Raw genomic sequence first — 14,476 nt, 5'->3', positions numbered from 1 at the left:
ACCCTGCCTCAATGAGTGGCAATTCGGACGGGGTTTCGTCTTCCGGACGGCCACCACCCGCCCCACCGCGCTCGACCGGCACGTCGCTCGCCGGGCACCGATCCCTGGCCGCTCCATGAGCCCGACGGGGACTCGATCACCACCATGAGCAGAACCGGCCACCCCTTCCGCCCTCGGACCTGCCGAGCAGGACAGGGACCGACTCGCCATGCCGGAGGATCTGGTCGACCTGGCGTCTTCCAGCCACTAGATTTCGGGCGATGAACCCGCTCCCACGGTTGCCCGTCCTAATCGATACGATCCGCAGCTTCTGCGGGTCGACGCGGCCCGTACGGGAGATGTTTGAGTGCGATGAGGGCGGGGCGCGTGCCCATACGGGTGTCAAGAGCGAAGGACTGATGGTGGAACAGCAGACCGATGACAACGTTTTTGCCGTGGGGGACACACTCCGCGCCGAGGAAGCGGCCGTCTACCGTTGGCTGGCTCTGCACGGTCGGTTAGACCCTGCTTCGATGGCCGAGGAGACAGGGGTGGACGCGACCGCTGTGAGCGGCGCGGTGGAACGCCTCGTCCGGATCGGCCTGGTGCACAGGGGCGAGGAGGGCGACGACCGCCTCTGGGCTGTCGACCCTCACCTCGTCGCGGCCGTGACGACCGCACCGGTGGAGCGGGCCATCGCGGAACAACAGACGCGACTGCGCCTCTTCCAGGACCAGTTCGCCCAGCTGGCCGTCGACTACGACGAGGGGAGACGCAGCGCCTCCAAGGACCTGGAGACCATTCCCGGGCTCACCCATGTGCGGGCCGCACTGAACCGGGCGGCCGAGCAGTGCCGCGAGGACATGGTCACCGTGCAGCCCGGCGGCACCCGCCCGCCCGAGGTGCTCCAGGACGCGCTGCGCCGGGACAGCCAGATGCTCGCCCGGGGGGTGCGGATGCGGACCGTGTACCACCACACCGCCCGGTTCAACAGCCCCAGCCAGGCGTACGTCGCCACGGCGAGCGCGTTGGGCGGCGAGTACCGGACGGCCCACCAGCTCGTCGGCCGGATGATCATCTTCGATCGGGAGCTCGCGTTCATGACCAGACGCAACGACCGGCTGGGCGCGGTGGTGGTACGGGAGCCGTCGGTCGTGCACTTCCTGTACGAGCTGTTCGAGCAACTGTGGTCGCAGGCACAGCCGTTCTCCGACGCGGCCACCGACGGCCTGGAAGCGGTGGCCAAGGATCTGGACCGCACCATCCTGCGGCTGCTGGCGTCAGGGCTGAAGGACGAGACGATCGCGCGGCGGCTCGGGATGTCCTTGCGTACCACCCGCAAACACATAGCCGACATGATGCAGGCCCTCGGCGCCGAGAGCCGCTTCCAGGCCGGCGTCGCGGTGTCCGCGAGGGGGCTGCTGAACGACGACGGAGAGCCGGACGGGGCACCCACGACAGCCCTTGCCTGATCCGGCGTACGCCCTCCGGGGCGTAGGCCGTCAGCCTGGACTTTCCAGGTCGAGCCTGAGCAGTGTGGTCGGGACGTGGATCTCCGAAAGCCGGTAGGTGTGGACCTGGGGCACGAAGAGAGTGCCGCCGGAACGAAGCCGCATGCCCAGCGGATGGGAGGGGCCTGGTGCCGGGTCCTCACCGACACGTGACAGGACGCAGCGGCAGGCTCCCTCCAGGACCGTGACCGTGGACTCGGCACCGTTCGGGACGTTGTCCACGACGGGAGAGTCCGGCGACAGGAAGCGGAAGGAGGGGCGCACCCGGAGTTGCAGCCTGCGGCCCAGCTCGGCCGCCAGTTCCTCCGCGCCCGGTCCGCCGGGCACGGTCGAGTTGACCCCGGGTGCCGGACGTGCCGGACGAGGAAGCTCCAGCAGGGCCGGCAAGGTCATCGGATCCTCGGGCCACGACAGGGCGGGCCCCCGGCCTCCGTTGGCCGCCACGCACAGGGCCAGCTCGTCGACGAAGGACCGCAGCGGCTGTCCCAGAACTCGCCGTTCGGGCACAGTTCTCCGATCTCGCCGCACGTCCGGGCGATGCATAGAGGTGAGGTGTGCCAGGGCACCACGATGCCCGGACACACTGCGGGAAAGGGAGAGGCGATATCCGGGCGGCGCCGTGGCCGCCCCGGAATACTGCCGCACGGAGATCGGTCCCGACAGTCACGTGTTCACGTGTCATTCGGCCGCCGGCCACGATCGGGAAGTCGAGCGCGAGTCGGGTCAGACCTGGGACCGGCCGGGAGGCTTCGGTGTGACCGACAGCCCCAGGTCTTCGATGGCGCTCACGAGGGAGCCCTCGACCGACAGAGCCAGCAGCAACAGGTGCATGCGGTTCCGGGATCCGGTTTTCGCGCGTATCCGCCGTATGTAGGTGTCGATGGTGTGCAGACTGACGTCCATGCGGCGGGCGATCTCCCTGTAGGTGGCTCCGCGCGCGATATGTGCGAGCACTTCCCTTTCCCGACCGCTGAGGACACGCACGACTTCCCGCAGCCTGTCGATCAAGCAGTCGGGCGTTCTCTCTCCGCATGAATCCTGCATTCCGGAATCCACCGGACCACCACCTCCGGAACTCCCCGAGGACCGAGGTGTCCCCGCGTACGCACAGGTCATCGCGGGTCACGACCCCAGCCGTTGTCGTCGCCGGGCACGAGGGAGCAGGACGCCATGGTGCCGGCACCGCCGGTCTCGGCGGCAGCGGTACCGGCGAGGGTGCCGATCATCGGTGCACGGAGAACAGCGACCACGCACGCACGGGCAGACTTCATGAATTCTCCCAGACCCCAGAGCGAGAAATACTCGAAAGGTTTCGGCCGACGTTTTCCGGCCGCCCTTTCCCAAGTTCCAGAATGACGGGCGCCCGCCCCGTAATCCACAGGCGGAACCATTCACCAAGTTCCCTGGCATCAAAGCGGGGGGTGAACGAAACACCCATGTGTCACGAAACTCGGCCAGATCCGATTCTGATCACCGAGCCCTTTCGGCTTCACCAGTCCGGAGCGAGGGCGGCTCGTCCGGGTCGTCGACGGCATCGGCACGCGACCCGGATGCGGGCGATCGACGCTCCCGTCGCGGCCACCCGGGGAACCCGCCCACAAAACCTGTCGTGGTCCAGACCAGGTCATTGACGCGTCCCTGACCAGTCGATACGCTCCAGGAAGCCCCCTGAGAGCGCTCTCAGAAGAGCTGCGGGTGTCCTCGCAGTGGCTACCTCCACAGCACGGCCTTCCGGACGAGGAGTACAGCTTGTCTGCCAACCTTCTTTCCGCCCCACGTACACGCCGGGCCCGCCGCGCCCGCGTCAGGCCCGCCGCCCTGGTTGCCGCGCTCGCGCTGGCCGGCGGAAGTCTCGTCGTCACCCAGGTCACCGCCGCCACCGAGGCGGCCGCCGTCCCCACGACCATCCCGCTCACCCTGACCAACAACTCGGGGCGCGGCGAGCAGGTGCACGTCTATGTGATCGGCACCGAACTCTCGTCAGGGCGCCAGGGCTGGGCGGACGCGAGCGGCGCCTTCCACCCGTGGCCCGCCGGCGGCAACCCGCCGACGCCCGCTCCGGACGCGTCCATAGCGGGCCCGGCCAACGGACAGTCGAAGACGATCCGGATGCCCAAATTCTCCGGCCGCGTCTACTTCTCCTACGGGCAGAAGCTCGTCTTCAAGCTCACCACCGGCGGTCTGGTACAGCCCGCAGTCCAGAACCCGAGCGACCCGAACGCGAACATCCTCTTCAACTGGACCGAGTACACGCTCAACGACGCCGGCCTGTGGATCAACAGCACACAGGTCGACATGTTCTCCGCACCCTACGCGGTCGGAGTCAAGCGCCCGAACGGCACCACGATCGCCACCGGCCACCTCAAGCCCGGCGGCTACAAGGCGTTCTTCGACTCCCTGCGCAGCCAGCCGGGCGGCTGGGGCGGCCTCATCAAGACACGCTCCGACGGTACGATCCTGCGGGCGCTCGCCCCCGGCCACGGCATCGAAGCCGGAGCACTGCCGGCCTCCGTCATGAACGACTACGTCAACCGGGTGTGGAGCAAGTACTCCTCCCAGACGCTGACCGTCCAGCCGTTCAAGGACCAGCCGAACACGAAGTACTTCGGCCGGGTCCAGGGCAACACCATGAACTTCACGAACAGTTCGGGAGCGGTCGTGACGAGCTTCCAGAAGCCCGATTCCGACAGCATCTTCGGCTGCTACAAACTCCTCGACGCGCCCAACGACCTGGTCCGCGGGCCCATCTCCCGAACACTGTGTGCCGGCTACAACCGGTCGACGCTGCTCAGCAACCCCAACCAGCCCGACGCGAACAACGCGAACTTCTACAAGGACGCGGTCACCAATCACTACTCCGCCAAGGTGCATGCCCAGATGGCCGACGGCAAGGCGTACGGCTTCGCCTTCGACGACGTGGGCGCGCACGAGTCGCTGGTGCATGAAGGCGACCCGCAGCAGGCGTACATCACGCTGGACCCGTTCAACTAGATCCGACGGCGCGCCGTGCGGCCGGGCCCGCGACGAACTCTGTCCCGGGCCCGGTCGCCTTCACTTCCCGGCGATGTACGCGCCGGCAGCGGGACCGCCCCGGCCTGACGGCGATCATCGGCACACAGGTGAACACCGCGGTGGCGCCCTGGGGCAGATCCAGGTCGCGGCTGCCGTCGGGGGGAAGATGTCTCTCACCGGCCTATGCCGCGCACCCGGCCCTCCACCCGCCTGGAGAAGACGCATGAGCGATACGAGCACCGGCAAAGTCGTCGTGAACAGAGTGATGTCCCTGGACGGGTTCATCGCCGGTCCCGGCCACACGATGGACTGGATCTTCGAGCACATGACGTCGGCGACGTTCCCTGAGGTCATGGCGGCCACGGGTGCCATGCTCATCGGCAGGGGCACGTACGAGGTCGGCAAGCGCATGTCTGCCGAGAACACCGGATACGACGGCGGGGCACGGTTCGTCCTCACCCATCGCCCACCCGACGAACCGGACCCCGAAGTCACCTTCCTCACCTGCGACATCGAGGAAGCGGTGGCCAGGGCACATCGTGCCGCCGGGGACAAGAACCTGGAGATCCTCGGCGCCGACGTGGCCGCCCAGTGCCTTCAGCGCGGCCTCGTCGACGAGATCCTGGTGTACGTGCTGCCGGTGCTGCTCGGCGACGGCGTCCGCTTCGCACCGCCTGGCCTCCACCGGATCGACCTGGAGCCGCTCGGCAACGTCCAGTCGGGCGGAGTGACCATGCTGCGCTTCCGCGTGCGCACGTAACGGTCGCCCGGAGAAGGTCGGGCCGGCCCGTCGCGCCGCCGGCGAAAGCCATCGTCGCCGCGGTCGGCAGCCACGCGGTGGCACGCAGCAGCGGCAACGGGGTCGCCCGACCGTCCCGGGCACGCGCTTTTCAGACGCGGCGGCGTTGCTCGTGAACGGCGCGCATGAGGTCGTTCAACGCGCTCTGGACCCGCTCGTGGTCCCGACCGGCATCGATCGCTTCGAGGGCCGCAGCCGCTCGTTCCGCAACGTGATGGGGCAGGCCCTCTGTGGCTGTGAGCTGATACGCGAGGTCACGGCGTTTCAGGCGTTCGGCCATGGAGACCCCGCCGGGACCGGTCATCGGGAACACGGCGGCGGCGTATGCGTGGAGCCCGACGACCACCATGTCGCCGATGCCCTCCGCGTACCCGAGCTCCATGGCCGTCCCGCGGCTTTCTTCGAGGGTGGCAAGGACCCGTCGGCGCACCATGAACATGCCCAGCGCAGTGCCGCTCCCACCGGCCACCGCCCAGACAGCAGCCGTCGGCGACCCGTTCAGCAGAAAGCCGGACACGGCGGCGCCGACGGCGACGAATGCGGCCAGTGCCGCCGCGATGCGCCGATGTACGGCCTCAGGAGTGGTGTCCATGAGGGGAAGTGTGTCAGCCGCCCACGATCCCACTCACCCGAGCCTGCCGTCGCGGCTTCGTCAGCCTGGCCGCATGCTCCTGTCGGGCTCGGTGATCCCGTCGACGGCAGGAACTCCGGTACCGCTCGGCAGTGTGCTCAGCTTCAGATCGTCGAACACGGCCCGGATGTGATGCCCGACGCCGTCCTGTCCCGACCCGCCCCAGTGCAGCCCCACGGCCTGTCGCCTCCCAGTGGCGAAGGCTGCACTGCCGGGTGCGAGCAGGTACAGCGCTCCCGAGTCCCCGCCCAGTGAGAAGTCGGCACCCTCGGCATCGATCCAGAGATCGGAGTGCGAGCCGCGGTAGTCGGAGTCGAAGTCGATCAGGTCGACGGTGCCGAACGTGAGTCCCGTCGCACGCCCGGTCTTCTGGACCCGCATGTCCAGGGTCGCCTCAGCGATCTCGAATACCGCGGGACCTCCCTGGACGATGGACGCGCTGACGAACGAGGGATCGGCAGGCTCGGCTATCGCCGCGTCGAGTGAACCTGTACGCATGACGGAGGCGATGCGGTCGTCCGGTGTCACGCCGCCGTCGTCGCTCGACGGCTGAATGATGCTCACCCCAGGGCGTGAGCCGAATACATGGGCGTTGGACAGCGCGACCACCTGCCGGGTCACGGTGTCCCACACCCATCCTCCCAGCGTGCCGGATCCGACATGCGCCCCCACGGTCCCGACGCTCACCCCACCGGGAACCGGGCGGACCCTGTCCGTCTGCGGAGTGGGTTTGGGGTGTTGCTGCACGTCCACGCGCACCGAGACATCCCGCCCGCTCCTCTCGGTGAAACGCAGTTCTGCGGGCAGCAGCCGAGCGGGAGGAATCTTGCTCTCCGGCTGTTTTTCACGCAGATGCACGACGACGGCGTACTCGTCCGTCTTGTCTCCGGCCCGCCGACGCCGGCCCACGCCCACACCGTCCACGTCGGGATGGGCCAGCAGCTGAGGGCCGAAGCGCGCCTTCGCCTCCCGGGCGATGCGCAGGTCGTCGTTCCCCATGCCGTCCACCCGCACGGGTCACTGCGGGCGCGCGCCCGCGTCCCCCGCACCCGCGTCGCCACCACCGACAGGGGTCACGGGAGGACGACCGCTGATCGAGTCGCACCCGCATTCAGGGGTGACCACCGCGCCCGAGTGATCGGCCTCTTCCGGAAGGGCATCCCCCTTCGCGGCGACCAGTTCACTGATCACACGAACCGGTCGGATATCCATGGCCACCGTATCGACACCGGCTTCGGCGAGAGCCCCTCTCACCTCGTCCCAGAGGTTGTGCTTCTCGATGAAACGGATGTGGCTGCGGAACGTGTCGACGGGCACGTCCGCAAGCAGTTCGCCATCGCCTTTCGCCTGGTCAACGTATGTTCCCATGAGGCCACTCCTTGTTGACTCCCCGCCCTGCAAGGGTCCCACGCGCCCTCTCCCCGTGCACATCGGAAGGACAGGATCCGCAGCCGGAATACATGTGGGCAGAGACGTGGGTTGCTCAGCGGTTCCGAAATCCACACGCATCGGTCGCGCCGGCATTCTGCTGTGCACGTCGGTGATCCGCCCCCCGGTTCACTCGCCTTGTCGGAGGAACGGCGAGACACCGGTGCGCGGCCTGGCGCAGACGCTCCTTCTCGGCGCGATCGCCCGGCACATGCGTTCGCACAGCGTTCCTGGATGTGCATCAATGGCCGTGGCGACTCACACGCCACAGCGATGACCGGTTGAGCGGACCTGCTCCGGGTCACGGCTCACGACAGAGCGCTTCCCACAGCGGAGTTCGCGATCGGCCGGAGGAGGTGTCCCGTGAAGCTCAGCTATGACGAGATCGTGCAGATGCTGCGCGACAGACCCGAGCGGACGCGAACCTACGAAGTCGAATCCGGTGTCATCGAGCGACTCCCCTCGGACACGCCGGCGTGCCTGCGTCCGATGGACGAGGACGAGGTGCGGGAACTGGCGGACTACTTGCGGATCGCGCCCTCCCTTCTGCACGGCCCCTTCCACGTGGTCGACCACACGTGTTCTTCCTGCGCGCGCACCACCACGTTCCTCGACTTCGTCAAGACTGCGGTCGATGCCCGGCTGCACAGCCGTGACACGCTGCGGTCCGTCCTCACCGACGACGAGGCGGCGTGGGTCACGGTCCGCGGCCAGGACGGCGGCCGACCGGTCGTGTGCGCCAACTGCGGCAACACCTTGTTGGGCGCGCTGAAGTGCGGGGGCGGCGAGTACTCCGAGTACGCGTCAGGTACGTACGCCTACGCCTGACGCGTGCGGGGATCGTCCGCGGCGGCACACTCCCCGAGCGCGCCGCGCCCCCTCGGGAACACGGAGGTCCGTCGCGCAGCCGGTCCACCACCGTCCGATGCCCGGGGACGGCGCCAGGAGGACAGGTGGTCCGGGCGACGGAACACCTCCCCTCCTGGCTCCGGCTCAGTGGGTGGTCCCGCCGAGTCCGGCCATCGCGTGGAGAACGCGGGAGGTCCGGAGCGGGTGGTAGAGGGTGTGCATGGGGTGGCCGACGCCGCGCAGGGCGTGGGAGACCGCCTCGGCGATGACGGGCGCCTGGGCGAAGCCGCCCGTGTTGTGCCCGGCGGTGACGACGAAGGCCCCGCCGGCGGCAGCGCTCGCCTCGAAGATGCCGAGGTTGGAAGCGGTCCACGGACGTACACAGTGCCGCTGAGTCCGGCGCAGTCCGTCGCGGCCGCCGATCTTCTCGTAGGCGTCGGGGAACAGTGTCTCGACCGTGTCCGCGACGGCGGCGTGGATGTCCTCGATCTTCCGCTCGTCGACGTTGCGGGGATCGCCTCCCGTCCACCCGTAGCCGGATCCGATCATCAGCACGCTCTCTCCGGAATCGTCACGGCCCACGGTGATGTTCGCGTCCTCCGCCACATGGCCGCGCCGCGCCACCTTCAGCGAGTGCCCGAGGGCCGGGGTGACGTTCGGGACGGTGGCCCAGCAGCCGAGGACTCCGTGCACCTGCCGCAGGGAGGGAATCTGACGCCGCAACGCCTCGTTCCCGGCGCCGGGCGACACCACGTAGTGGTCGTAGACCAAGGGGCCGTCGGCGGTCAGTACTCCGGTCACCGCGGACGTCCCGTCCCTCATGATCTCCTCGACCCGCAGGTCGAAGCGCATCCGCGCTCCGCCGGCCTCCAGGTCGTCGAGCAGGCGGCCCATGAGGTCGTGCACGTTCACCGTGAACCCCTCGACGACGATGCCGCCGGCGAAGGCCTGAGGAGCGGCGTGCGCCAGTGCGGGAAACCTCTCCCGCACCTCGGCCGCTCCGTAGGAGGCGACGGTGGCTCCCACCGCGTTCTGCCGGTGGCGGGCGGCCTCCAGATGCGGTCCGTCCTGGTAGAGGCGCAGGATGTCGTGCCGCAGTTCCACGTCGTCGAACAGATGCGGCCGGGTGTGCATCCAGGTCTGCCACAGTTCGCCGCCCCGCCGGTTCAGCCCGAGGATGTCCCCGTTGTACGCCCTGGCCAGCCAGGGCGGGACGCTCCGGAAGTCCTGCACCCACTGCTGGTCCTCCTCGCCCTCGTGGCCGCGGACGTCCCAGCCGGACTCGGAGGGGGGCCGGTCGAAGACGGTCATGCAGGCGGACTCGTCGGCCGACTTCGCGTGGTAGTCGTCCATCTCGGTGTAGGTGAACATGCGTGCGTTGCCACCGCCGCGCGAGGCGCCGTACGCCGCCCAGGGTCTTCCGGCCCTCGGGTCGGGAGCCGCGTCGACCATCGCCACCTCGTAGCCTTCGGCTTGCAGGAGCCGCGCGGTGACCAGGTTCACGACCCCGCCGCCGATCATGAGGACCGACGTCCTCCCGGAGGCCGCGCCCGACGGCGTCGCCGTCACCGGGAAGGGTTCCGTGGTCTGCTCGCGGTCCTGCGCGAACCGTTCGGCGACGGCAAGCGCCTCGAACACGCTCGCGTCCTCGTCGACACCGCCGTCGGAGCCGGGCTGGCGGGGGACGGTGTACATCGGGATGCTGAACGGCAGAATCGCCGAGGTCGCCCGCCCGTGCATGGTCGGGAGGCGGCGGAGAGGACCGTGGGACTCCGTGAGGCGGACGACGGCGATCGGTCTCTCGGGCATCGCTTCGCGCCAGAGGCGCAGGACCTCACGCGCGACCGGGCGATCGGTGACGAGCACCTGCGGGCACATCTCACTCAGCGCGCCCGCGAGGGTGCTGTCCTGCGCGGTGTGCAGATCCGGACGGTACGAGATCCCGCTCCCGGTCAGGGACCCGGCTGCGGAGGGGGACACCGGGACGATGACTAGAAAGCGCACTGCTTCTCCCCAGGTCGGTCGGACGAGTCGGCGGCCGCGCTGCGTATCTCGGTCAGGATGGTGTCGGAGAACCGTTCCCTGCGTACGACGAGCCTGGACCGGCCGTCGCGGACGAAGACGACGGGCGGCTTGTCGAACCTGTTGTGCTGGTTGAACATCGAGTGGGTGTACGCGCCCGTGCACTGCACGGCGAGCACCTCACCGGGCGGCAGGTCGGGAAGCCGCACACCGTCGATCAGTCTGTCGGTCTCGCAGTGCCGGCCGAAGATCGTCGCCTCGTGCAGTTCCGTGTCCCTCAGCTCGGGGTTCGACGCGAGGACGACGTTGTGCACCGACCGGTACATGAGCGGCCGCGGGTTGTCCGAGAGCCCGCCGTCGACGGCGACCAGCCGACGGTCACCACTCCGCTTCGTCGGACCGACCGTGTAGAGCGTGCTTCCCGCCTCGGCGATCACCGATCTCCCCGGCTCGACCCCGAAGACCACGTCCGGGGCACAGTAGGGGGCGACCTGTTCTCCGAACACGGACAGGAGGTCCCGGGCCCATTCCGAGGGCGGGGGCGGAGACGAGACGCCGTCGTAGTTCACGCCCATCCCACCGCCCACGGTGATGCTCTGCGGCTTCCACGGCGTCCGGGCGGTGACCGTCCGGACGAATTCACCGACCTCGTTCAGGGCCTGCCGGTGGTACTTCGTGTCCAGTACCTGGGCGCCGAGGTGGAAGTGCAGGCCGCGGAGCCGGAGGTGGTCGCGCGTGAGGACTCTCGCGACTGCTGATGCCGCGTCGCCCCTCCGGACCGGCAGCCCGAACTTCGACGCCTCGTCTCCCGTCGTGTACTTGGGGTCCGTGTGGATGTCGATCCCCAGGTTGAGGCGGATGTCGACGTCCTGCACCCGGCCGTGTTCCCGGGCCTGACGGTCGATGAGGTCGATCTCGTCCAGGCAGTCGATCACGAGGGACCGGACCCGGCTGCACACCGCGAGCTCGATGTCCTCCCGCGTCTTGTAGTTGCCGTGGAACGTGATCTTCGAAGGTGACGCACCGGCCCAGAGCGCGAGGCGCAGTTCGCCCGCCGACACGACGTCGAGACTGAGGCCCTCCTCCGTGGCGAGACGCACCATCTCACCCACCAGAAAGGCCTTGGACGCGTAAGCCACGTCCACGTGAGGCCATTTCGACCGGAAGGCCCGGAGATAGGAACGGCACCTGTCACGGACCGCGGATTCATCGATCACATAGACCGGTGTTCCGTACGTCTTGGCCAGGTCCAGGACATCGCACCCCCCTATCTCCAGATGTCCGCGGCTGTTCACGGTCTGCGTACCGTATGTGTGCACTGTTTCCTCGCATGAGTTGTCTGAGGTCATCGCCGGGCCGGGCGTCGCGCGTGCACGAACCGCCGGTCACACCGGGTTGTGCCAGGGCCGGGCGCGGGGTTCAGCGGGCCCCGCGGAGAGTCGGATCCCCGTGCCCGTTCACGCCGTGAGGATTTCCTTCCGCACGGCGCCATGGGTCACCGCCGAGATCAGGAGCGCGAATCCGGCGATGGCGAGCAGGGCCGCCGTGACGCCGCTGATCAGCGCGAGCATTCCGGCGCTGATCGCGGATCCGAGTCCGAAGAGCGCGAACTGTGCCGAGAATCCCTGGGTGTGCAGCGCGGGCGGGATGCTGGCTTCCAGACTTATCGACCGCTGGGTGTTGAAAGGAGTGATGAAGAAGCCGGAGACCCCGACCCACACGGCCACCGACAGCGCGCTGTCACTGAACGCCAGCGCGACCACGGTGGTGAGCACACCGATGAGCGTGAGGAGCGACTGGACGGTGATGTGCAGCGGGATCCTCCCCGCCGTCTTTCCGTAGACGAGGGTTCCGGCGATGCCGGTGGCGGCCAGAAGACTGACGAGGATTCCGGACCACGCCGGGGAGGCCCCGGCTCTCGGCAGGAGGACGGGAAGCGCCGAGACGACACCCGTGACCGCCATGCCGATCGAGACGGAGTCGACGAGGCCGGGCCATGCGGTGCGGTACGACCACAGGGATCCTGGTGCGGTCGTGGGGGCGTCGGACGGCGTCCCCCTGTCTCCTCCGACCAGCGGGCCGAGGAAGAGCTGGACTCCGAGGAAGGTGACGGCCATGGCCGCGACCTCCACCCAGGGGAGTCCGGTCAGGGTCAGCCCCGCGATGACGACCGGCCCGAGGATCCAGCCGGCCTCCGTCATGATGGAGTCCCAGGAGAACGCCAGGTTCCGAAGACGCGGATCGGCGTACCTGACGAGAACCGAGCGCGAGAGTCCGGGAATTCCTCCCGGCAGGGCGGCGCACAGGGCCGTGGTCACGGTGATCAGGACCGTGGAGAGACGGAAGGTCCCGAACGCGGCCAGTGCGACATGGAGAAGGAACGACGACGACGTCATGATCAGCACCAGCCGTCGTGGCCGTGCGGCGCGGTCGATCAGCTTTCCGGACGTGGTTGCCGTCAGCGCACCGGTGAAGGCGTACACACTCACGAGGAACGCACCGTAGGAGTAGCCGCTGACGAAGGTTCCCAGGCTGATGAGGGCCAGCGTGGCCATGGGCTCGGTGATACGGGCGAAACAGGTGCCGAGCGCCCACCGCCACCACCACGGTGTGGTGAACAGTTTCGGCTTCGGATCGGACCCGGCCCTCAGAGAGGTCGCATGCATCAGAGTCCTGTCGCTTTCGGTCGCGTGCCGCAGCTGCGAGGCCGGCGGGACGTTCACCCCGCCGGCCCCTGCTCTCCCCCGGAACCGTGGCCTCGCGCCCGGTCACGCACGCACCCCCGTGTGCGGCCCCCCCGTTCCGACAGAGACTCTTCCAGGCGAACGGGTCCCGCGCGTCCGTGGTTTCCCGTACACACGCCACGTACACACGCCACGTACGTGCGCCGCCGGAGGCGACCTCCACATGAGCCGTCGCGGGCAGCGGGCCCCTCGGCGAACGGTCGGCGGGCGCGGGTGGTGTTCCCGGCGGGCACGCGGGCGGCGGACCGGCGATCGAGGCCCGATCAGCCCGGCGGGCACCCGTCACGCCGAGAGCGATCCGGCCTCTGCGGCGGCTACCGGCTGACGGAGAGCCGCTGGGGGCTGCGGGAGGTCGTGCCGGCCCGCCAGGAGACCGTGTCCACGGGTTCCGCAAGGCGTAGGCCGGGGAAGCGGGCGGCCAGCCGGTGCAGGGCGAGCTGGAGCTCCGTGCGTGCGAGCCAGGCGCCGAGACAGTAGTGGGGGCCCGCGCCGAAGGAGAGGGTGGGGGCCTCCAACGGGGCGAACAGGTCGTGGAGGGTGCTGGGCGGGAAGACCTCCGGGTCGCGGTTGGCCATACCGCAGTCGGCGAGCACGATCGCGCCGGCCGGGATCGTCACCCCGCCGACCTCGACGTCCGTGGCGGCGTGCCGGGCACTGCCGCGGTCGTCACCCAGCGGGACGAGGTGGATGATCCGGTCCACGAGGTGTCCGGCGGCCTGCTCGTCGGCGCCGAGCCGCGGCCACGTCTCGGGGCGTTCGCCCAGGAGGTAGAGCAGCGCGTTGCCGAGCATGGTCATGGTGCTGTCGTGGCCGCCGACGACCAGCCCGCACACCAGGCCGACCAATCGGGACTCGGGGACGCCTCCTTCCTGGTCGGCGGCCGCGACCAGCCCGCTGATCAGGTCGTCACCGGGAGCCCGCCGCCGCTCGGTGAGGAGGTCCGCGCCGAAGGCTCTGAACTCCGCGAGTGCGTCCGCCACCTGCCGGCTGTCGTGGGTGCCGTCGGAGAAGGCGTGCTCGCTCCAGTACCGCATCCGGTCCCGGGCCGGCTCGTCGAGTCCCATGAGCCGGCTGATCACCGCCACCGGCAGGGGGAGGGTGAACTCCGCCACCACGTCGACCGGTTGCGGCGAGGCCTCCAGACGGTCGAGGAGGTCCTCCACGATCGCCGCGATCCACGGCCGCCAGCGGGCGACGGCGCGCGGGGTGAACGCACGGCGCAGTGTGCGGCGCAGGCGCAGGTGGTCGGGACCGTCCTGGTTGAACATCAGGTCGGGGCTGTTCACGAGGTCGGGTACGTCGGAGAGGGCCGGTGCGTCGGGGGCGTACAGCAGGGCCCGGCCGAACCTCGGATCGGAGAGCACCTGGCGGACGTCCGCGTAGCGGCTCACCAGCCAGGCGGGCGCGCCGCCCGGCAGTTCGGCGGGACGGGGCGGCCCCGGTACGTCGAAGTGCAGGCGGTGCATGGGCACCTGTGCGGGGGGCGCGGGCTCGGTGGCGG

14 protein-coding genes are annotated in these 14,476 nt (G+C 69.2%); 4 read left to right on the top strand and 10 right to left on the bottom strand.

The features are described from left to right. The first annotated feature begins 338 nt into the window (after positions 1-338). Positions 339-1,451 carry a helix-turn-helix transcriptional regulator gene (locus IA22_RS0126925; RefSeq protein WP_318260169.1) on the top strand — a complete coding sequence of 371 codons (1,113 nt, stop codon included), beginning with the start codon at positions 339-341 and terminating at the stop codon, positions 1,449-1,451. A gap of 30 nt (positions 1,452-1,481) precedes the next feature. Here the strand turns inward: IA22_RS0126925 and IA22_RS0126920 are convergent, their stop codons facing one another. From IA22_RS0126920 to IA22_RS37210, 3 genes are all read right to left on the bottom strand, one after another. Further along, positions 1,482-1,997 (bottom strand): hypothetical protein, encoded by a 516-nt coding sequence (locus IA22_RS0126920; RefSeq protein WP_030125115.1) that lies wholly within the window; start codon positions 1,995-1,997, stop codon positions 1,482-1,484. A gap of 216 nt (positions 1,998-2,213) precedes the next feature. Continuing rightward, positions 2,214-2,534, bottom strand: a complete 321-nt coding sequence (locus IA22_RS0126915) for a response regulator transcription factor (RefSeq protein ID WP_258395880.1) — start codon at positions 2,532-2,534, stop codon at positions 2,214-2,216. A 68-nt stretch (positions 2,535-2,602) separates the two neighbouring features. Further along, positions 2,603-2,761, bottom strand: coding sequence for a hypothetical protein (locus tag IA22_RS37210; protein WP_167337640.1), 159 nt, complete (start codon positions 2,759-2,761; stop codon positions 2,603-2,605). Between the two features lie 478 nt (positions 2,762-3,239). Between IA22_RS37210 and IA22_RS0126905 the strand changes: the two genes are divergently transcribed. Further along, positions 3,240-4,481, top strand: a complete 1,242-nt coding sequence (locus tag IA22_RS0126905) for a glycoside hydrolase family 64 protein (RefSeq protein ID WP_030125113.1) — start codon at positions 3,240-3,242, stop codon at positions 4,479-4,481. A gap of 244 nt (positions 4,482-4,725) precedes the next feature. After that, on the top strand, positions 4,726-5,262 hold the full coding sequence (locus IA22_RS0126900) for a dihydrofolate reductase family protein (RefSeq protein ID WP_030125112.1): 537 nt from the start codon (positions 4,726-4,728) through the stop codon (positions 5,260-5,262). Between the two features lie 130 nt (positions 5,263-5,392). On the opposite strand, the gene IA22_RS0126895 is transcribed toward IA22_RS0126900, so the two are convergent. The 3 genes from IA22_RS0126895 to IA22_RS0126885 are packed head-to-tail and all read right to left on the bottom strand — an operon-like array spanning position 5,393 to position 7,300. Further along, a complete protein-coding gene (locus IA22_RS0126895) occupies positions 5,393-5,893 on the bottom strand; it encodes a hypothetical protein (RefSeq protein WP_014152274.1) in 501 nt (166 codons plus the stop codon). Positions 5,894-5,953: 60 nt separating this feature from the next. Continuing rightward, entirely contained in the window at positions 5,954-6,931 is a 978-nt protein-coding gene (locus IA22_RS0126890; protein ID WP_014152275.1) for a hypothetical protein, read from the bottom strand. Between the two features lie 18 nt (positions 6,932-6,949). Further along, the gene (locus IA22_RS0126885; RefSeq protein WP_030125111.1) at positions 6,950-7,300 is read right to left on the bottom strand and encodes a hypothetical protein; all 351 of its coding nucleotides are present in this window, start codon (positions 7,298-7,300) and stop codon (positions 6,950-6,952) included. A 423-nt stretch (positions 7,301-7,723) separates the two neighbouring features. Between IA22_RS0126885 and IA22_RS0126880 the strand changes: the two genes are divergently transcribed. Further along, the gene (locus IA22_RS0126880; RefSeq protein WP_030125110.1) at positions 7,724-8,188 is read left to right on the top strand and encodes a hypothetical protein; all 465 of its coding nucleotides are present in this window, start codon (positions 7,724-7,726) and stop codon (positions 8,186-8,188) included. Positions 8,189-8,353: 165 nt separating this feature from the next. Here the strand turns inward: IA22_RS0126880 and IA22_RS0126875 are convergent, their stop codons facing one another. The 4 genes from IA22_RS0126875 to IA22_RS0126860 form a co-directional block, all read right to left on the bottom strand. Further along, positions 8,354-10,213, bottom strand: coding sequence for an NAD(P)/FAD-dependent oxidoreductase (locus IA22_RS0126875; protein WP_030125109.1), 1,860 nt, complete (start codon positions 10,211-10,213; stop codon positions 8,354-8,356). Next, on the bottom strand, positions 10,201-11,580 hold the full coding sequence (gene lysA, locus IA22_RS0126870) for a diaminopimelate decarboxylase (RefSeq protein WP_063828353.1): 1,380 nt from the start codon (positions 11,578-11,580) through the stop codon (positions 10,201-10,203). The genes IA22_RS0126875 and lysA overlap by 13 nt, the downstream gene beginning before the upstream one ends. Before the next feature lie 108 nt (positions 11,581-11,688). Continuing rightward, positions 11,689-12,897, bottom strand: a complete 1,209-nt coding sequence (locus IA22_RS0126865) for an MFS transporter (RefSeq protein ID WP_051087231.1) — start codon at positions 12,895-12,897, stop codon at positions 11,689-11,691. A 392-nt stretch (positions 12,898-13,289) separates the two neighbouring features. Then, on the bottom strand, positions 13,290-14,441 hold the full coding sequence (locus tag IA22_RS0126860) for a cytochrome P450 (protein ID WP_386299475.1): 1,152 nt from the start codon (positions 14,439-14,441) through the stop codon (positions 13,290-13,292). Positions 14,442-14,476: the final 35 nt, after the last annotated feature.

Origin of the sequence: Kitasatospora papulosa, assembly GCF_000717245.1 — a bacterium.
Classification (GTDB): Bacteria; Actinomycetota; Actinomycetes; order Streptomycetales; family Streptomycetaceae; genus Streptomyces; species Streptomyces papulosus.
Note: the sequence above shows the minus strand (reverse complement) of the source record. Positions and strands in the feature narration are given on the sequence as shown.